General features: G+C 64.6%; 17 protein-coding genes and 1 tRNA gene. 10 read left to right on the top strand and 8 right to left on the bottom strand.

Features of this window, described 5'->3' with window-relative positions; all coding sequences use genetic code 11:
• Positions 1 to 320 precede the first annotated feature (320 nt).
• The gene (locus tag DDF70_RS18080) at positions 321 to 1706 is read right to left on the bottom strand and encodes a class II 3-deoxy-7-phosphoheptulonate synthase (protein ID WP_114946257.1); all 1386 of its coding nucleotides are present in this window, start codon (positions 1704 to 1706) and stop codon (positions 321 to 323) included.
• 129 nt (positions 1707 to 1835) lie between these two features.
• Positions 1836 to 3221: a glutathione-disulfide reductase gene (gene gor / locus DDF70_RS18075; protein WP_114946256.1), complete on the bottom strand. Its 1386-nt coding sequence runs from the start codon at positions 3219 to 3221 to the stop codon at positions 1836 to 1838.
• A 232-nt stretch (positions 3222 to 3453) separates the two neighbouring features.
• Between gor and DDF70_RS18070 the strand changes: the two genes are divergently transcribed.
• The 3 genes from DDF70_RS18070 to DDF70_RS18060 all read left to right on the top strand — a co-directional run bounded on the left by DDF70_RS18070 (position 3454) and on the right by DDF70_RS18060 (position 6477).
• Positions 3454 to 4425, top strand: a complete 972-nt coding sequence (locus DDF70_RS18070; protein ID WP_114946255.1) for a Bug family tripartite tricarboxylate transporter substrate binding protein — start codon at positions 3454 to 3456, stop codon at positions 4423 to 4425.
• A 68-nt stretch (positions 4426 to 4493) separates the two neighbouring features.
• Positions 4494 to 4967 (top strand): tripartite tricarboxylate transporter TctB family protein, encoded by a 474-nt coding sequence (locus tag DDF70_RS18065; protein WP_114946254.1) that lies wholly within the window; start codon positions 4494 to 4496, stop codon positions 4965 to 4967.
• A gap of 10 nt (positions 4968 to 4977) precedes the next feature.
• The gene (locus DDF70_RS18060) at positions 4978 to 6477 is read left to right on the top strand and encodes a tripartite tricarboxylate transporter permease (protein ID WP_114946253.1); all 1500 of its coding nucleotides are present in this window, start codon (positions 4978 to 4980) and stop codon (positions 6475 to 6477) included.
• Positions 6478 to 6554: 77 nt separating this feature from the next.
• Here the strand turns inward: DDF70_RS18060 and DDF70_RS18055 are convergent, their stop codons facing one another.
• The 3 genes from DDF70_RS18055 to DDF70_RS18045 all read right to left on the bottom strand — a co-directional run bounded on the left by DDF70_RS18055 (position 6555) and on the right by DDF70_RS18045 (position 8367).
• Positions 6555 to 7061 carry a DUF2059 domain-containing protein gene (locus DDF70_RS18055; protein WP_162820480.1) on the bottom strand — a complete coding sequence of 169 codons (507 nt, stop codon included), beginning with the start codon at positions 7059 to 7061 and terminating at the stop codon, positions 6555 to 6557.
• Positions 7062 to 7091: 30 nt separating this feature from the next.
• The gene (gene rpiA / locus DDF70_RS18050) at positions 7092 to 7787 is read right to left on the bottom strand and encodes a ribose-5-phosphate isomerase RpiA (RefSeq protein ID WP_114946251.1); all 696 of its coding nucleotides are present in this window, start codon (positions 7785 to 7787) and stop codon (positions 7092 to 7094) included.
• A gap of 124 nt (positions 7788 to 7911) precedes the next feature.
• Positions 7912 to 8367: a hypothetical protein gene (locus tag DDF70_RS18045; RefSeq protein WP_114946250.1), complete on the bottom strand. Its 456-nt coding sequence runs from the start codon at positions 8365 to 8367 to the stop codon at positions 7912 to 7914.
• A gap of 91 nt (positions 8368 to 8458) precedes the next feature.
• Here DDF70_RS18045 and DDF70_RS18040 point away from each other — a divergent pair, with 91 nt between their 5' ends.
• Positions 8459 to 9160: an HAD family hydrolase gene (locus DDF70_RS18040; RefSeq protein ID WP_114946249.1), complete on the top strand. Its 702-nt coding sequence runs from the start codon at positions 8459 to 8461 to the stop codon at positions 9158 to 9160.
• Positions 9161 to 9217: 57 nt separating this feature from the next.
• Here DDF70_RS18040 and DDF70_RS18035 read toward each other — a convergent pair.
• Positions 9218 to 9292 (bottom strand) — tRNA-Val (locus DDF70_RS18035).
• Between the two features lie 247 nt (positions 9293 to 9539).
• Here DDF70_RS18035 and DDF70_RS18030 point away from each other — a divergent pair.
• Positions 9540 to 10124, top strand: a complete 585-nt coding sequence (locus DDF70_RS18030; RefSeq protein WP_114946248.1) for a L,D-transpeptidase — start codon at positions 9540 to 9542, stop codon at positions 10122 to 10124.
• 68 nt (positions 10125 to 10192) lie between these two features.
• Here the strand turns inward: DDF70_RS18030 and DDF70_RS18025 are convergent, their stop codons facing one another.
• Positions 10193 to 10561, bottom strand: a complete 369-nt coding sequence (locus DDF70_RS18025; RefSeq protein ID WP_114946247.1) for a gamma-butyrobetaine hydroxylase family protein — start codon at positions 10559 to 10561, stop codon at positions 10193 to 10195.
• Positions 10562 to 10655: 94 nt separating this feature from the next.
• Here DDF70_RS18025 and moaA point away from each other — a divergent pair, with 94 nt between their 5' ends.
• The 3 genes from moaA to DDF70_RS18010 all read left to right on the top strand — a co-directional run bounded on the left by moaA (position 10656) and on the right by DDF70_RS18010 (position 13674).
• Positions 10656 to 11693 carry a GTP 3',8-cyclase MoaA gene (gene moaA, locus DDF70_RS18020; protein WP_114946246.1) on the top strand — a complete coding sequence of 346 codons (1038 nt, stop codon included), beginning with the start codon at positions 10656 to 10658 and terminating at the stop codon, positions 11691 to 11693.
• A 29-nt stretch (positions 11694 to 11722) separates the two neighbouring features.
• Entirely contained in the window at positions 11723 to 12511 is a 789-nt protein-coding gene (locus DDF70_RS18015) for an ABC transporter substrate-binding protein (protein WP_162820479.1), read from the top strand.
• Between the two features lie 281 nt (positions 12512 to 12792).
• On the top strand, positions 12793 to 13674 hold the full coding sequence (locus DDF70_RS18010) for an NAD(P)-dependent oxidoreductase (protein ID WP_281024372.1): 882 nt from the start codon (positions 12793 to 12795) through the stop codon (positions 13672 to 13674).
• A gap of 67 nt (positions 13675 to 13741) precedes the next feature.
• Here the strand turns inward: DDF70_RS18010 and DDF70_RS18005 are convergent, their stop codons facing one another.
• Positions 13742 to 16060, bottom strand: coding sequence for a caspase family protein (locus DDF70_RS18005; RefSeq protein WP_114946243.1), 2319 nt, complete (start codon positions 16058 to 16060; stop codon positions 13742 to 13744).
• Positions 16061 to 16246: 186 nt separating this feature from the next.
• Here DDF70_RS18005 and DDF70_RS18000 point away from each other — a divergent pair, with 186 nt between their 5' ends.
• Both DDF70_RS18000 and DDF70_RS17995 read left to right on the top strand, forming a co-directional pair.
• Positions 16247 to 17200 (top strand): cadherin domain-containing protein, encoded by a 954-nt coding sequence (locus tag DDF70_RS18000; RefSeq protein WP_114946242.1) that lies wholly within the window; start codon positions 16247 to 16249, stop codon positions 17198 to 17200.
• 33 nt (positions 17201 to 17233) lie between these two features.
• On the top strand, positions 17234 to 17700 hold a 467-nt coding region (locus DDF70_RS17995), incomplete at its 3' end, for a helix-turn-helix domain-containing protein (RefSeq protein WP_114946241.1).

The following is a 17700-nucleotide window of genomic DNA, read 5'->3' as shown; positions in this document are numbered from 1 at the left end:
AGAGGGTCAGCAGCAATGCGAGGGCGAGGCTTTCCCGTGGACTCCCACTGCGCAGAAATCCAGCATCCAACAACTTCTACGAAGCTCAAGGTTTGAGGGAACCCGCAACAGTCCAGTTCGTTATTTCCACACGAAACATTGGGAGACTGACATGTTGAAAGGCGGCCTGCTCTGGCTCATCGGCATTCCTCTGCCGATCATTCTTCTTCTATTCTTCTTTGGCTGGCTTCATTAGGCCAAAATACGAGTAGAGTTGCGTACGCGTAAAGTAAAAGGGGCGCCCGGTGCGCCCCTTTTATTTGCCTAGTCCGCCCAATCGCTCATTCCGCCGCGAGGGCGGCCGGTAGTTCCCTTGACTGGCGTTCCCGCTTGATGAGCTCGGAGGTCAGAAAGGCGATTTCGAGGGCCTGCTCGGCATTGAGACGCGGATCGCAATAGGTGTGGTAGCGGTCACGCAGGTCGGCATCGGTGAGCGCGCGGGCGCCGCCCGTGCATTCCGTCACGTTCTTGCCGGTCATCTCCAGGTGGATGCCGCCCGCGTGCGTCCCTTCCGCCTGATGGATGGCGAAGAAGTCCTGCACCTCGCCCATGACCCGCTCGAACGGCCGGGTCTTGTAGCCCGAGGCCGCCTTGATGGTGTTGCCGTGCATGGGATCGCAGGACCACACCACCGTGCGCCCTTCCCGCTGCACCGCGCGGATCAGACCCGGCAGGTGGTCGCCCACCTTGTCGGCACCGAAGCGGCAGATCAGGGTCAGGCGGCCGGCCTCGTCCTCCGGATTGAGGATGTCGATGAGCTTGAGCAGCCCATCGGCCGAGAGCGACGGGCCGCATTTGAGGCCGATCGGGTTCCTGATGCCGCGCATGTATTCCACGTGGGCATGGTCGAGCTGGCGCGTGCGGTCGCCGATCCAGAGCATGTGGCCGGAGGTGGCGTACCAGTCGCCGGTCGTGGAATCGACGCGGGTCATGGCCTCCTCGTAGCCGAGCAGCAGGGCCTCGTGGCTGGTGTAGAAATCCGTCGAGCGCATCTCGGGATGCGTCTCGGGATCGATCCCGATGGCCCGCATGAAGTTCAGGCTCTCGGTGATGCGCTCCGCGAGCTCGCTGTAGCGGGAGGATTGCGGGGAATCCTTCACGAAGCCGAGCATCCAGCGGTGGGCATTCTCGAGATTGGCATAGCCGCCGGTCGCGAAGGCGCGGATCAGGTTGAGCGTCGCGGCCGACTGGCGGTAGGCCATGAGCTGGCGGCGCGGATCCGGCGTGCGGGCTTCCGGCGTGAAGGCGATGTCGCTGATGATGTCGCCCCGGTAGCTCGGTAGCTCGACGCCGTCGATGGTCTCCGTCGGAGCGGAACGCGGCTTCGCGAACTGCCCGGCAGCCCGGCCGACCTTCACCACCGGCGAGCCACCCGCATAGGTGAGCACCACAGCCATCTGGAGGAACAGGCGGAAGAAATCGCGGATATTGTCGGCCGAGTGCTCGGCGAAGCTCTCGGCGCAATCGCCGCCCTGGAGCAGGAAGGCCTCGCCCTTGGCGACCTTGCCGAGGGTCCGCTTGAGCTTGCGGGCCTCACCCGCAAACACGAGCGGGGGAAAGCCGGCGAGCTGCTGCTCGACGCTCTCAAGCGCCTCAAGGTCCGGATAGGCCGGAACCTGCTGGATCGGCTTGTTTCTCCAGCTGTCGGGCGTCCACCGCTCGGTCATGACACTAACCCCCGTATCCTTCCTTCAATGCTCATCGTGCACCGCAACAAGCGGCACGAAAAGGCACCTATACACGACATATTCAAAAAGGCGAGTGTTGAGGCGCACTACGCTGCTGCGACGATTCTGTCACCCGACCGCCACCGGCTTCTTCACCACCACGGGCGTCCGCATGGTGACCAGTTCCTCGGCTGCCGTTGGGTGAACCGCCACGGTGCGGTCGAAATCGGCCTTGGTGGCTCCCATAGTCACGGCGATGCCGGCGAGCTGGATCATCTCGCCCGCGTCGTGGCCCATGATATGGACGCCCACGACCTTGTCGGTCGCCTTGTCGACGATGAGCTTCATGAAGACCCAGTCCTTGCCGCCCGAGAGCGTGGCCTTCATGGGCCTGAAGGCGGTCTTGTAGACGTCCACATCGCCATAGATCGCCCGGGCTGCCGCCTCGCCGCAGCCGATCACGCCGATTTCCGGGGTCGAGAACACGGCTGTAGGGATCAGGTCGTGATCAACGATGGTGGGCTTGGCCCCGAACACCGTGTCGGCGAAGGCATGGCCCTCCCGGATGGCGATGGGCGTGAGGTTCGCCCGGTTGGTCACGTCGCCTACCGCATAGATCGAGGGGACGATCGTCTGGGAATAACCGTCGACCGGAATGGCCCCGACCTCGTCGACGGTGATGCCGGCCTTCTCCAGGCCGAGTCCCGTCGTGTTGGGCCGCCGGCCCGTCGCAACGAGAACCTGATCGACGGTGATGGTCGAGCCGTCCGAGAGGGTCGCGGCAATGCCGTCCGGTGTCTTCTCGAGACTGGTGAGGGTCCTGCTCAGGGCCAGCTTGATGCCACGCTGGGCATAGGCCTCCCCGAGCGCATCGCGCACGTCCTCGTCGAAGCCGCGCAGGAGCTTGTCGCCTCGGTGGAGGAGCGTGACCTCACTTCCGAGGCCGGCGAAGACGCCGGCGAATTCGACCGCGATGTAGCCGCCGCCGACCACCAGGATGCGCTTCGGAAGGCTTTCCAGATGGAAGACCTCGTTCGACGTGATGCCCAGCTCCCCGCCGGGAATGACCGGCTCCAGGGTCGGGTGGGCTCCGACCGCCACCAGGATGATGCGGGCGCGGATGCGCGCGCCGGTCTTGAGCACGTGGACCGTATGGGCGTCCTCGATCACCGCGCGGCTGTCCACGACCTCGACACCGGCCCGCTCCAGGTTGGCGCGATAGATCCCCTCGAGCCGGTCGATCTCCCTGTCCTTGTTGCGGATCAGGGTCGCCCAGTCGAAACGTGTCCCGCCGACGCTCCAGCCGAAGCCCTCCGCATCGTGGAAATCGTCGGCGAAGCGGCTCGCATAGACCATCAGCTTCTTCGGCACGCAGCCGCGGATCACGCAGGTCCCGCCGACCCGGTATTCCTCCGCCAGCATGACCTTCGCCCCGTAGCCCGCGGCGATCCGCGCCGCGCGCACGCCGCCCGATCCTCCCCCGATCACGAACAGGTCAACGTCGAATGAGGACATGGTGCGGTCTCCGCTCAGTTCTGCGACTTGCATTCGTTCATATAAGGACGGCTCCCGGCAAAATCCCCCGTCGGCCCTGCTTCGGGTGCATGGCTGCTCACCTGAATCGGGAAGCTCTTACGCTAAGGTTCAACAACGATAAAGCGGCAAGCCGCTTGCCGCCCCCCTGTTCCCTCATTAGGGTCTGCCGCGGATTTGCCGACTGGAGGTCGGCCCCAAGTGGAGGAAACATATGAGCCATTTTCGTAAAGGTCTTTGGCGCAGCGCTCTTGCTGCGGCGGCCGTGGCAGGATTCGTGACATCGGCGGCAGCTCAGATGGAGCTCAAGATCATGGCTCCGGCGGCACCCGGCGGCGGCTGGGACCAGACGGCCCGCTCCATGCAGCAGGCCCTGACCCAGGCCGGCATCGCCAAGAGCGTGCAGGTTGCCAACGTTCCCGGCGCCGGCGGCTCCATCGGCATCGCCCAGCTCGTGAACAATTCCAAGGGCGACGGCAACCAGCTCATGGTCATGGGCTACGTGATGGTGGGTGCGCTCCTCACCAACAAGTCGCCGATCACCCTCGATCAGACGACGCCCATCGCCCGCCTGACCGCGGAATACGAGGCGATCGTGGTTCCGGCCAGCTCGCCGATCAAGTCCGTCAAGGAACTTGCCGACGCCATCAAGGCCGATCCGGCCAAGGTGACCTGGGCGGGCGGCTCGGCCGGTGGCGTCGACCACATCGCGGCCGCTCTCTTCGCGAAGGCGGCGGGCGCCGATCCGACCAAGATCAACTACATCCCCTTCTCCGGCGGCGGCGAGGCCCTTGCGGCCATCCTCGGCGGCAAGGTGACGGCCGGCATCTCCGGCTACGGCGAGTTCGAGAGTCAGGTGAAAGCCGGCAAGCTTCGCCTCCTCGGCTTGACCACCCCGGCCAACAAGGCCACCGCCGACCAGCCGTCCATCAAGGCACAGGGTGTCGACCTCGAGATCGCCAACTGGCGCGCCGTCGTCGCACCTCCCGGCATCTCCGCCGATCAGAAGAAGGCTCTGACGGACGCCATGGACAAGATGGCCAAGTCCAAGGAGTGGCAGGAGATCCTGAAGGCCAAGGGCTGGGAGGATTCCTACGTGTCCGGCGATGCTTTCGCCAAGATCCTTGCCGAAGAACAGACCCGCACAAAGGAAGTGCTCACCGCCGTGGGGCTGGTGAAGTCTTAATTTTCAAGATAAAGGCCGTTGGAGGCGCCGCGTTCTCGGAGCGCGGCGCTTCTTTTTTGGGATAACCTATGACCACATCACACCAGCGGCGCATCGACGTGGCAGGCCTCGTCATCGCGCTCCTTCTTCTCGGCCTGGCCGGTCTCGTCTGGTGGGACATGACCAAGCTCCAAATCCTTTCCCCCTACGATCTCGGCCCCAAGGTCATGCCCATCGTCGTCTCGGCCGGTCTGACCCTGCTCGCCATCGGCAATGCCATCGGCGCCCTGCGCGGCGATCTCCCGCCCCGTGACAGTCTCGACTGGAAGCCGATCATCCTCATTCTCGGCGGGCTTGCCTGCCTCATCGTCCTGATCGCCGTCGGCGGCGGCTTCATGATCGGCACGGCCATCTTGTTCGCGACCACATCGGCCGCCTTCGGACGCCGGGCGTTCCTGACCGATCTCCTGATCGGCGCCGTGATCGCCGTCTTCATCTATCTGCTTTTCGGCAAGCTCCTGACCCTGTCCCTCCCGGCAGGGCCGCTCGAGCACCTGTTCTGAGGCCCAGCCCATGGAAGCCTTCACGTCCCTCGCGAGCGGTCTTGCCGTCGCCATCCAGCCGATGAACCTGCTGTTCGCCCTCATCGGCGTTCTTCTGGGCACCGCCGTCGGCGTTCTGCCCGGCATCGGTCCGGCGCTCACCGTGGCGCTGCTCCTGCCGATCACCTTCAAGCTCGATCCGGCCGGGTCCATCATCATGTTCGCCGGCATCTATTACGGCGGCATGTATGGCGGCTCGACCACCGCCATTCTGATCAACACACCCGGCGAAAGCGCCTCCATGGCCACTGCCCTGGAAGGCAACCTGATGGCCAAGGCGGGCCGCGGCGGCCCGGCGCTGGCCACTTCGGCCATCGGCTCCTTCGTGGCCGGCACCATCGCCACCCTCGGCCTCACGCTGCTCGCTCCCTATCTCGTGGAAGTCGCCGTGAGCTTCGGGCCTGAGGATTATTTCGCCCTCATGGTCGTGGCTTTCGTGACCGTTTCGGCCACGTTCGGCGATTCCCCGGTTCGGGGTCTCACGAGCCTGTTCATCGGCCTGCTGCTCGGCCTCATCGGCATCGACATCCTGTCCGGCCAGTCGCGCCTGAGCTTCGGCATTCCGGAGCTCTACGACAACGTCGAGGTCACGACGCTGGCCGTGGGTCTCTTCGCGGTCGGCGAAGCCCTCTACGTGGCGTCGCGCCGCCATGTCCACGAGGAGAAGCTCGAGGCCGTTCGCGGCTCGCTCTGGATGACCAAGGAGGATTGGAAGCGCTCCTGGAAGCCGTGGCTGCGCGGGACGCTCTACGGCTTCCCCATCGGAGCCCTGCCGGCCGGTGGCGCGGAAATCCCCACCTTCCTGTCCTATGCCACCGAGAAGCGCCTGACGAAGTACCCGGAAGACTTCGGCAAGGGCGCGATCGAAGGCGTTGCCGGACCGGAAGCCGCCAACAACGCGTCCGCCGCCGGCACGCTCGTGCCGCTGCTGACGCTTGGCCTCCCGACCTCGGCAACCGCGGCGATGATGCTCGCCGGCTTCCAGCAATACGGCCTCAATCCAGGCCCCCTGCTCTTCGCCGAGCAGCCCAACCTCGTGTGGGGGCTGATCGCCAGCCTGTTCATCGCCAATGCCATGCTGCTGGTGCTCAACCTGCCGCTGGTCGGCCTCTGGGTGAAGCTGCTCGCGATCCCGCAGCCCTGGCTCTATGCGGGCATTCTGGTCTTCGCCACCATGGGCACCATCGCGGCGAACCCGTCGCCGGTGGAACTCATCATGCTGACGGTGTTCGGCGTGCTCGGGTTCCTGATGCGGCGGTTCGACTTCCCCATCGCCCCGGTCGTCGTCGGCCTGATCCTCGGGCCGATCGCGGAAAGCCAGTTGCGCCGGGCCCTCTCGATCAGCCTTGGCGATCCCATGGTGCTCTTACAGAGCCCGATCTCGGCAACACTGCTCGGGATTGCCCTGATTGCCCTGGTCCTGCCGTTCGTCCTGAAAGGCATGGGGCGCTTCAAGGCCGTCGAGGACTGATCCTCGCCCGACACAACGCCGCAAAAAAGAAAGGCCCGGTTTCCCGGGCCTTTTTCATATCGGTGATGCAACCAATCTCAGTTCAGCTGGTGGCCGCGCTTGCTCATTTCCTCACGGGCGCGGACCAGGATGAATTCCGAAGTCTTCTGGGTCCAGATCGACATGTCGCGGACGATGGCGTCGAGAATGCCCGGCTGCAGCTGCACCCACTTCTGACCGACCGGAGACTTGTAGAAGGTTGCGATCTCCTTCAGCTCCGCCTCGCTCAGGCGCGACGCGAGGGTCTTGGCCGTGGCGTCGATCATTTCCTTCTTCTTCTGCTCGACTTCAGGACGGATGAGAGCCACCACCTGATCCAGATCCTGGCGGATTTCAGGGCGTGTCACGTTCATCTGCTGGAGCTGGTTGAGCAGCGGATCGGTCATGGCATCGAAGGCCCCCGTCAGGCCGGAGCTGGCCGCGACTTCCGTTGCGGCAGCAAGGTGGCTGGCGCTGGGTTGCGGTGCCTGCTGGGCGAAAACGGGGCTGGCGAGCATGAACAACGCGACCGAGGTCGCGGCCAGGCGGGAGGCGTTGCGGATCATAGAAGTGGCTCCAATCGTCATGGTTTTTGGTCAGAGCTGACCGAGTTCGACAAGCCCGTCGCCGGTTGCGAGGATCGCCCCGGTGGCCAGGCCCAGGAAAAGACCGTGCTCCACGACGCCGGGGATGTTGTTCAGCGTCGAGGCGAGCACGTTCGGCTTGTCGATGCGCCCGAGATGCGCATCGAGAATGAAATGCCCCCCGTCGGTGACGTAGGCGGCCCCATCGGGAGCGTGGCGGAGACGCAGCTCGCCGCTCATTCCTAAGCTGTCCAGCAGCCTGACGATGGCGCGCTCGGTGGCCGTGAGGCCGAAGGGCACGACCTCGATGGGAAGGGGGAAGCGGCCGAGCTTCGCGACGAGTTTGGATCCGTCGGCGATGACGATCATCCGCTGGCTGGCGGAGGCCACGAGCTTCTCGCGCAGGAGAGCACCGCCGCCGCCCTTGATGAGGCGCAGGTCGTCGTCGATCTCGTCGGCTCCGTCGACCGTCAGGTCGAGTTCCGGGGTCTCGTCGAGGGTCGACAGGGGGATGCCCTCGCGCTGCGCCTGCTCGCGGGTAGCCTCGGACGTGGGAACGCCCACGACCTTGAGCCCAGCCCGAACCCGTTCGCCGATGGCCGACACGAAATGTGCCGCGGTCGAGCCGGTGCCAAGGCCCAGCCGCATGCCGTCCGTGACGAGCTCGGCGGCCCTGTCAGCCGCAGCGCGCTTGAGATTGTCGCTCACTGAAATCCTCTAAGAATGCGTCCGCTCCGGCTTCCGAAAGCTGTTTTGCTCGCTCTAGCATGTCGGAACGGCTGAAAGAAAGAACGTTTCATCCACGATCGGCCGCAGATTTTGCGCCCGGCCGTCAGGGACGCTGCGGCGAGGCCCCCGTGCCGGAGCCGCCGCTCGGGGTGGCTGCCGTCGGCGCGGCCGACGAGGCGGCCGGAGACGGGGTCGTCTGGGGGGTGCAGACCACACGCTCGTCGAAAACGTAGCAGATGCTCATCTGGCCGGTCCGGAAGTTGACCCGGAAGACGCCGCCTTCCCGCTCGTGACGGGAAGCGACAAGCCCGTACTCGCCCGGTGCCTGGGCACCCGCGCCCTCGCCTGCGCTGTAGCAGAGGGTGACCCCGACCGTACCTTCCTGTAGACCGTACTGGCAGGAGCTGACCTCGCCGGTGATCCGATCGATCCTATAAATCCTGTTCAGGTCGGTCTGAGGCGCAGGGACGAAATCATAGGACGCCGCCAGGGCGGGGCTGGACAAGCCTCCCAACGCCAGGACTGCCGATATCAACGCCGCGGAACCAAGGGGCCGCATTCACCACTCCATCCGGTAAGAACGAATCAACCATAGGCACCATATCATCCCGATGCTTGATTCCCTTGCCTGCAGCAGGTAGCCGACCTTCATGGCCATTGATACCCCGCACATCGTCTCGCCCATCGCCGTCTTCGACCTCGATGGAACCCTGGCAGACACGGCCGGCGACCTCGTCGGGACCCTCAATGTGATTCTCGAACGGGAGGGCCTCGCTCCCCTGCCGGTCGCCAAGGCGCGCGACATGATCGGCGCCGGCGCCAGGGCCCTGATCGAACGCGGGTTCGAAGCCGCCGGCAAGGAGCTGACGCCCGCCTATCTCGACGAGCTGTTCCGTCAGTTCATGGTCCACTATGGCGAGAACATCTGCGTCCGGACACAGCTCTACCCGGGCGTCGCCGCGGCGCTGGACCGGCTGGAAAAGGCAGGGTTCATTCTGGCGGTCTGCACGAACAAAGTCGAGGAGCACTCGGTCAAGCTGCTCGACGAGCTCGGCATCGGCCGGCGTTTCGCAGCCAATTGCGGGCGGGACACCTTTCCCTACTTCAAGCCCGATCCACGCCACCTGACCCTCACCATCGAGCGCGCCGGCGGCAGCCCGGCCCGGGCGGTGATGGTCGGCGATTCCCGGACGGACATCGTGACGGCGCAGAATGCCGGCATTCCTGTGATCGCCGTTCCGTTCGGCTATACGGACGTGCCGGTCCGCGAGCTGGGACCCGATCTCATCATCGATCACTTCGACGATCTGTTCGCTGCCGTGCAGACGGTCATGAGGCCATTGGCGGCCTGATGCGACTATCGCGACGGGCTCGCACGAAAAAGTGAAGCTTCATTGTCAGGAAGGAAATGGTGGGCGCGACAGGGATTGAACCTGTGACCCTTCGCGTGTGAAGCGAATGCTCTCCCGCTGAGCTACGCGCCCTGACCAGCGCCTTCTAAAGGCGCAGAGCCCCCGGCGTCAAGCCAAAGAAGCACGCCCGGATCGAAGTATTTTGTTGCGTGAATTGCGGCAGCCTGACTTTAACGGGTTGGTTACGATGTGGCCGGAATGAGGCAATTTTGCACTAGAATTTTATAGCAGAACCTTGATAAGCCATGGACCCGAAGCGGGGCTGTTGCGTTGTGCAATGGCAGAACCTGCCACCAACCATGTTTTATCTGAGGCAAAAATGGGACGCACTCGCGCTGCCTTGACCGGGCTCGCCTGCGCCTTCGTCGCCCTCGCGACGCCGGCTGCGGCATTTACGGCAATCGATCCTCTTACACGCCAGCCGCTTTACAGCGCTGAAGATGCCTTGAAGGCCCAGGCCGCGCCGGTTGCGCGCGAGGTCGTCTCCTTCGACGGCCGTTATGCTCCCGGCACCATCGTCGTGTCGACGAGCGAACGCCGCCTCTGGTTCGTGCTCGGCAACGGCCAGGCCATCCAGTACGGAGTCGGCGTCGGACGTCCGGGTTTCACCTGGTCGGGCTCCCACTCCGTCACCATGAAGCGCGAATGGCCGGATTGGCGTCCGCCGGCGGCAATGCTCAAGCGCCGCCCCGACCTGCCCCGCTACATGAAGGGCGGACCAGACAACCCGCTCGGCGCCCGCGCCCTTTACATCGGCAGCACGATCTACCGCATCCACGGCTCGAACGAGCCGGAGACCATCGGCGAGGCGGTCTCCTCGGGCTGCATCCGCATGACCAACGAAGACGTCACCGACCTCTACAGCCGCGCCAAGGTCGGCGCGAAGGTCGTGGTGCTTCGCTAAAGGCCTGGAATTTTTATCAAATGGCCGGGCTCGTCCCGGCCATTTTCGTTAGGCGGCCCTCTCACCCGTTACCGCACACGATCGCGAGACAACCCCTTCGCAGCCAGTTCGTCGAGATAGGCCTGCCATTTCTCCCCTTGCTCGGCCCCGAGCCGGTAAAGGTAATCCCAGCCGTAAATTCCCGTGTCGTGCATGTCGTCGAAGATGAGCTTGACGGCATAGTTGCCGACTGGCTCCACGCCGATGAGCTCCACCTCCCGCTTGCCCGGCACCGTCTTGCGCTCAGCGGGGCTGTGCCCCTGCACCTCGGCAGAGGGACTCGTCACCCTCAGGTACTCGGCCGGCAGATCGAAGGCCGCACCGTCGTCGAAGACGATGCGGAGGCTGCGCTTGTCCTTGGCGAGGCGAAGCTCCGTCGGCCAGCGTTCAGATGTCATAGGCCTCAACCCCTTTCCCGGAACACGATTTCACGCTAACTGCTTGATCATAACATCGAAGGCAAGCGCTCACCCGAACAAGGACGTCCCCGCCATGGGAGCCTTTCCGGCCCATCTCGAGAATGCCGATACCGGCCGGTCCCTTCTGGACCCGTTCGGCCGGGCGATCACCTATCTTCGCGTTTCGGTGACGGATCGCTGTGATTTTCGCTGCGTCTATTGCATGTCCGAGGACATGGCCTTCCTGCCCAAGCGCGATCTGCTCACGCTGGAAGAGCTCGACCGCATCTGCACGGCCTTCGTCGACAGGGGTGTGCGCAAGCTGCGCATCACCGGCGGCGAGCCTCTGGTGCGGCGGGACATCATGACCCTGTTCGGCTCCCTGTCGCGCCATCTGGACTCGGGCGCTCTCGACGAGCTGACCGTCACCACCAACGGCTCGCAGCTCGGCCGCCACGCCAGGGAACTCGCCGCCTGCGGCGTGAAGCGGATCAACGTGTCGATGGATACCCTCGATGCCGACAAGTTCCGCAGCATCACCCGCTGGGGCGACCTGACCAAGGTGCTGCAGGGGCTGGACGCCGCGCAGAACGCAGGTCTCAAGATCAAGATCAACGCGGTTGCGCTGAAAGGCGTGAACGAGGACGAGATCGTGCGCCTGCTCGAATGGGCGCACGGTCGCGGCATGGATCTGACACTCATCGAGGTGATGCCGCTCGGCGAGATCGACGGGCAGCGCATCGATCAGTTCCTGCCGCTGTCCCTCGTCCGTGCCCGCCTTGCCGAACGTTACACGCTGGAGGATCTTGCCGACCGTACCGGAGGGCCGGCGCGCTACGTGCGGGTCAAGGAGACGGGCGGCAAGCTCGGTTTCATCACGCCGATGACCCACAATTTCTGCGAGAGCTGCAACCGGGTGCGGCTGACCTGCACGGGCCAGCTCTTCATGTGCCTCGGCCAGGAGGATGCCGCCGACCTGAGGGGTCCAGTGCGCGCTTCCAAGTCCGACGAGCTTCTCGAACGAGCCATCGTCGATGCCATCGCCCGAAAGCCGAAGGGACACGACTTCATCATCGACCGGCGCCACGCTCGTCCGGCGCTGAGCCGTCACATGAGCGTCACAGGCGGTTAGGCCAGGCAATGATGAGTGCGAGTGTCCTCATGTTCACGCGAAGGCTGACCCTTCTGGCACCCATTCTGATCGGCCTGGGAATGGCGCCGGCTTTGGCTCAGGATGCGACGCCCGCGCAGAGGCCGACAATTCGCATCGCCATCGAAGGGGCCTACCCGCCGTTCAATTTCATCGATGCCGGCAACGAACTGCAGGGTTTCGAGGTCGAACTCCTCAAAAGCCTGTGCGACGCGATGAAGGTCACGTGCGAACTCGTTCAGCATGAATGGGATGGCATCATCAAGGGCCTTCTAAACCGCGAATACGATGCGATCATGTCGTCTCTGGAGATCACCGAACGGCGGCAGAAGCGGATCGCCTTCTCGGATCCATACTATCGCATCCCGGCCGTCTTCATCGGATCCAAGGAGACCGCACCGGGCGCAGTGACCCCTGCGGCGATGGCCGGCAAGAAGATCGGCACCATCGAACGCACCGACCACGAGACCTATCTCAAGACCTTCTACAAGGATTCTGAGGTCGTCCTCTTCGCGAAGGCGGAAGAAGCCAATCTCGATCTTCTCGTGGGCCGCATCGATGCCGTCTTCGCCGATGAGCTGCTTCTTTCAAGATTCCTGAAGAGCCGCGAGGGAGCCTGCTGCCATATCCTCGGAGATGCGCCCGCAGAGCCGCCCTACAAGCGTGAATCCTATGGCATCGGCCTGCGCAAGGAGGACGCGAGTCTGCGCGAGCAGTTCAACCGCGCCATCGCGCAGGTGAAAGCGGACGGGACCTATGACCGGATCCGCGCCGAGTATTTTTCCTTCGACATCAAATAGAGGCGTTCGATCTCAAACTTTCCCGTCATGGCCGGGCTCGCCCCGGCCATCCCGATCAAAAGGGCGCCACTATCATTCCGGGGCCGCGTAGCGGAACCCGGACCCCATAACCGCTGAAGGCGCAGGAAGAGGTACAACGCTGATCGCTCCTTCCTGAGACGTCGAGTTTATGGGTTCCGGGTTCGCCTCCGGCGCCCCGGAATGACAGGGAGGTGATGACTATGAGCATCCAACAAAAACCAGGTCCACTTTTCCCTACGATGCGCTAGAAACGGCGAAACATTCAGGAGCAGACGATGGCGAAGGTTGCATTCCTCGGGCTCGGTGTGATGGGTTATCCCATGGCCCGTCACCTCAAGGCGAAGGGTCACGAGGTGACGGTCTACAACCGCACGGCGGCCAAGGCCGAGCAGTGGGTGTCCGAGAACGGCGGGCGCGCCGTCAAGACGCCACGCGACGCGGCCGAGGGTCAGGAGATCGTCTTCGCCTGTGTCGGCAACGACGACGATCTGCGTCAGGTGACGCTCGGCCCGGACGGTGCGTTCCACGGCATGGGCAAAGGCGCCATCTTCGTCGATCACACTACCGCCTCGGCGGAAGTGGCGCGCGACCTTTACGCCGCTGCCAAGGACAAGGGCTTCGCCTTCATCGATGCTCCCGTATCGGGCGGTCAGGCGGGCGCGGAGAACGGCGTTCTCACGGTCATGTGCGGCGGCGACGCGGATGCTTATGCGAAAGCGGAGCCCGCGATCATGAGCTTTGCCCGCGCGTCGCGCCTCATGGGCGAAGCCGGTGCCGGCCAGCTCACCAAGATGATCAACCAGATCTGCATCGCCGGCCTCGTGCAGGGCCTCGCCGAAGGAATTCATTTCGGCAAGAAAGCCGGCCTCGACATCGAGGCGGTGCTTGAGGTGATCTCCAAGGGCGCCGCCGGCTCCTGGCAGATGGAGAACCGCGGCAAGACCATGAACCAGGGCAAGTTCGATTTCGGCTTCGCCGTCGACTGGATGCGCAAGGACCTTGCCATCGTGCTGGGTGAGGCCCGCAAGAACGGCGCGAGCCTTCCCGTGACGGCTCTGGTCGATCAGTTCTACGCCGACGTGCAGAAGATGGGCGGCAAGCGCTGGGATACGTCGAGCCTGATCGCCCGGCTCGAAAAGTAAGCACGGGCTGAAACATCAAGGATCGAACGCGAAGCGCCGGGGCCGAAAGGCTCCGGCGCTATTCATTTCAGCGCGCCTCTTCGGCACAGGGGCGCCCGGGCCGGCAGCGCTCATTGTTGCCTCGACCTTGATGCGCGCCCGATGGTGCGGGAGAGGGACGGACCTGCGGCGGCCTCTCCATTTCGCGACCGGGGCGAGGCTGAATCGACGGACGCGGCACTTCGCGGAAGGCACGCTCCTCCCGAGGTGCTTCCATGCGAGGTATCGGCCTCGGCTGGAAGGCCGGCGCCTCCGGACGCTCGATCCGCGGCGCGGGACGAGGCGATGGACGCTCACGTTCCAGCCTTTCCAGCGCGGCGGGCCGCTCGCGTTCCATCCGCGGACGAGGCCCCTCAACGTCCCGGCGAGGACGCCGCTCCTCCGGTTGCGGCAGCATGATGGGCGGTCGAGCGGCAACAGGGGCGCCCTGCTCAGGCCTGATGCGCGGATCCGGGCGACCGACGTCACCCCGTCCGGGCCGCTCGCGCTCCATTTCGATCTGCGGCCTCTCGGGCCGGACCTGCCGCGGGAGGATCTCGTCCCTGTTGATGCGCGGATCTCTCCGGCGGGCGGCATCACGCACGGGAGTCTCCGGACGGATCGCGCGGGGATCGGGAGCGCGCTCTGCGGGGCGCAGGCCACGCGGCGGTTCCGGGCGCGGAGCCGGTTCGCCCATATCGGAACGGCCCGGACGGAGCCGCTCCTGAGGGACATTCACGAGCGGGATCGGACGGGCGGGAATGCGGCCAGGGCGCATTTCGGGCACATCCCCGGGGCGAGCACCCCTGCCCTCGCGCGATGCTCGCGGATCGACCGATACCGGGAGCGGCTGAATTGGTGCGGCGAGTCCGGGTTGACGCGGAACAGCCGGCTGCTCGGGCCGCAGGCCGCGGCGCGGACGGGGACCGCTTTCATCTCCCATGAGACCACCGAAAACCGGCGGAGCGGCCACGGGAATGGCGACGGGTCCGCGCGGCGTAACCGGCGCGATGGGCTGATAGAACGAGCGCGGCGGGCGGGCACGCACCGGAACCGGAATGGCCATCGGGATCGGCAGGACGCCGGCCATGATCGGGGGCGGCGGGGGCTCGCGGATGATCGTGACGAACTCCTCGTCTTCATCCCATCGCGGCAGGAGATAGACAGGCGCGCGGGGCGGCGGCACATCGCGTATGATGGTCACGACCTCCACGACCTCGACCCGCTCCACTTCCGGCAAGGGCGGCGGCAAGTCCGCGTAGACCACCTCCTCGAAGGCGTCCGGTGGAGCATAAGGCGCGGACAAGCGCGTGAGCCGGCGCCGGCTGTCGGCGGCATGCGGGCCGCTCGGATAATGACGCAGATAGGTCCAATAGGCTTCCCGCGTGTTGCTGGCGAGAGTGCGGCGCCAGACGATGGCTTCGCGGCGGGCAGCGAGCAGCGCGGTCACGCGGCGGGCGAGGCGATGGTCGGGGTAGCGGCGCAGGAACGCCTGATAATCCTGGATCGTGTCGCGCTCGACCGCAATGGCATAAGCCTCCTCGGCCGGGACCTCCTCGATCCGGCGCACCTCGCGCACCAGCGGCGCGGCGGCCGCCTCCGCCTGCTCGAAGAAGACGAAGGAAGCATTTCCAAGATTGGCCGAATGCCAGGGGATCTGCAGGCCGTTCGTGGCCTCGTGCGTCCTGAGGCGCGTGCGGGCGAAGACCTCGTCGAGCGGCATTCCAGGTTGGCGGATCATCTCCGCCAGGGCCGTCGCATAGGCGCCGTAGGGCCCCTGCCCGTCGGCCGCGGTGATGTTGGGAGCCGAGGAAAAAGCCACCAGGAACCCGGCCGGCGGCTCCATCAGGGCGAGCCCTTTGGCCATCGGCTCGCCCTGGGAGCCGAGCGGATAATCCCGCGCCATGTCGGCGACGATCATCCGCACCTTTGCGGGACTGCGCTCAAGGGAGCGGACGAGATCGGACAGGCGAAAGCCCTCGAGCGGCACATCCACGTCACGCTCAATCCGTGCATCGATCGGCAGCAGGTAGTTCTCGCCTTCCAGCTGGACTCCATAGCCAGCGAGATAGACCGCCACCGTGGAGCCAGGCTCCAAGTTCTGGGTCTTGTCGAGAAAATCCCGGACGAGGCTACGCAAATCGCCAGCACCTAGGTCGCGTCCCTGGATCACCTCGAAGCCGGCGCTGGTCAGCGTCTGGGCGATGAGACCGGCATCGTTCACGGCTGTCGGAAGCTGCCGGCCATGATAAGCGCCCTGCCCGACGACCAAGGCGAGACGGTCCTGAGCGGACGCGGTGGAGGCCTGCCCGATTGCGGTTACCAGACAGAAGCCGATAAAAACGATAGCACGTTTCAGACGAGACACGGATTACGCACCTTTCACCCACCCTGCGGGTCTTAGGGAGCAGAAAAGGCCAAGGTAGTTGAACGGGTCGTGAACGAAGCGGGACGATGGGACTTTGAAGGACTGCCATTCAGCATCGGATGCCACAGTTGCCCTTCGCTGATCTAAATTTTATAACAATGCGAAATGGGGCAACTTTGAGATCCTATGTCTTATCTACACTTCAACGGTCACGTTTACGAGGTCAGGGGTTACGGCAGCATGGAGCAGCCCCTCTCCTGGCAAGGCGCTAAGGATGCGGCAATAGCCCTCGGCGGGCATCTCGCAAAAATTGAATCCGCCGCCGAGAATACGGCCATCTTCAACTATGTCATGCATGAGCGGGAGGCTTGGTCGCCGGACCAGCGCCACACGGCCGCGGACGGCGGCGGAGCCGAATACGTCTGGATTGGCGCAAATGACACCACTACCGAGGGGCAGTGGCAATGGGCCGACGGCACACCGTTCTACTACAGGAACGGAGGGGGTGTGAATCTCTATTCGAATTGGGGATCTGTCGGAGATCAACGCGAGCCGGATGACTATAGAAATGACTCCGTAAGCCCCAATGGCCAGGACGGCGGCGCACTTGCTCTGACCTCTTGGCCTTTCGGTATAATGGGCCAGTGGAACGACATAGCGATCACAAACACTCTCTTCTACGTCGTCGAGTACGATCCTGGTGTCGGCGGCCCGAACGCCAATCCGCTCGACCTGGCACTCTCGCGCTCCACAGTCGCGGAGAATGCCGAGATCAATTCGATCGTCGCCACTCTTTCGGCGCAAGATGCGGATGGTGACAGCCTCACCTATACGATCACGGACCCGACCGGCACGTTTGCTATCGAGGCCGGCAACCTCGTCCTGAAGAAGGCGCTCGATTTCGAGACCGTTCGCCAATACGCCATCACTGTCAAAGCAGAGGACGGCTACGGCGGCGTGGTCTCCAGCTCTTTCACGATCAACGTCACCGACGTTAGCGAGCCGACCACTCCGGCTCCCGTCACCCGAACCGGAACAGCCAGCGCCGACACACTCATCGGCGGCGCCGGCGGCGATACGCTCAATGGCCTCGCAGGCAACGACCAGCTAGTGGGTCGTCTGCCGTCGGATATGGTATAGTGGCATGGTGATCCTCGTGTTGCGAGGTGCCCCATGTCGCGCCACCAGAAAGATCCACTACGCCCGCTCACCGTAGACGAGCGCAAAGAGCTCACCCGCCTGAGCCGCTCCCAGAGTACTCCTGCCGCTGAAGTCGACCGTGCCCGTGCCCTGCTGGCGATTGCCGAAGGCGCCAGCTACACCGCCGCCGCCCATCTCGTCGGGCGCGGCCACAACGAGACCATCTCGGCCTGGGTCAGTCGCTTCAACCGCGAGGGCCTGGCCGCCGTGCGCCCGCACCACGGTGGCGGGCCACGGATCCGCTATGGGGCTCACGCGCAGCAGCGCATCCTGGCCGAATGGGCGCGAGCGCCGCAGCGCGAGCAGGACGGCACCGCGACCTGGTCGCTGAGCCTGCTGCAGAAGGCCTTGCGCCAAGCCCCGGACGGCCTGCCGCAGGTGAGCCGGTTCACCATCGCGCGCACCCTGCACGAGGCGGGCCTGAGCTGGCAGAAGAGCCG

It is taken from the genome of Microvirga calopogonii (assembly GCF_003347665.1).
In the GTDB taxonomy this organism is placed as follows: domain Bacteria; phylum Pseudomonadota; class Alphaproteobacteria; order Rhizobiales; family Beijerinckiaceae; genus Microvirga; species Microvirga calopogonii.
The sequence above is the reverse complement of the archived record's forward strand: the minus strand, read 5'-3'. Positions and strand labels throughout refer to the sequence as shown.

Coding starts and splice junctions, on each gene's coding strand:
- DDF70_RS18070 (WP_114946255.1), top strand. CDS start 3,454: ATGAGCCATTTTCGTAAAGGTCTTTGGCGCAGCGCTCTTGCTGCGGCG.
- moaA (WP_114946246.1), top strand. CDS start 10,656: ATGGGAGCCTTTCCGGCCCATCTCGAGAATGCCGATACCGGCCGGTCC.
- DDF70_RS18045 (WP_114946250.1), bottom strand. CDS start 8,367: ATGCGGCCCCTTGGTTCCGCGGCGTTGATATCGGCAGTCCTGGCGTTG.
- DDF70_RS18025 (WP_114946247.1), bottom strand. CDS start 10,561: ATGACATCTGAACGCTGGCCGACGGAGCTTCGCCTCGCCAAGGACAAG.
- DDF70_RS18060 (WP_114946253.1), top strand. CDS start 4,978: ATGGAAGCCTTCACGTCCCTCGCGAGCGGTCTTGCCGTCGCCATCCAG.
- DDF70_RS18065 (WP_114946254.1), top strand. CDS start 4,494: ATGACCACATCACACCAGCGGCGCATCGACGTGGCAGGCCTCGTCATC.
- DDF70_RS18030 (WP_114946248.1), top strand. CDS start 9,540: ATGGGACGCACTCGCGCTGCCTTGACCGGGCTCGCCTGCGCCTTCGTC.
- gor (WP_114946256.1), bottom strand. CDS start 3,221: ATGTCCTCATTCGACGTTGACCTGTTCGTGATCGGGGGAGGATCGGGC.
- DDF70_RS18055 (WP_162820480.1), bottom strand. CDS start 7,061: ATGATCCGCAACGCCTCCCGCCTGGCCGCGACCTCGGTCGCGTTGTTC.
- DDF70_RS18080 (WP_114946257.1), bottom strand. CDS start 1,706: ATGACCGAGCGGTGGACGCCCGACAGCTGGAGAAACAAGCCGATCCAG.
- DDF70_RS18015 (WP_162820479.1), top strand. CDS start 11,723: ATGTTCACGCGAAGGCTGACCCTTCTGGCACCCATTCTGATCGGCCTG.
- DDF70_RS18040 (WP_114946249.1), top strand. CDS start 8,459: ATGGCCATTGATACCCCGCACATCGTCTCGCCCATCGCCGTCTTCGAC.
- DDF70_RS18000 (WP_114946242.1), top strand. CDS start 16,247: ATGTCTTATCTACACTTCAACGGTCACGTTTACGAGGTCAGGGGTTAC.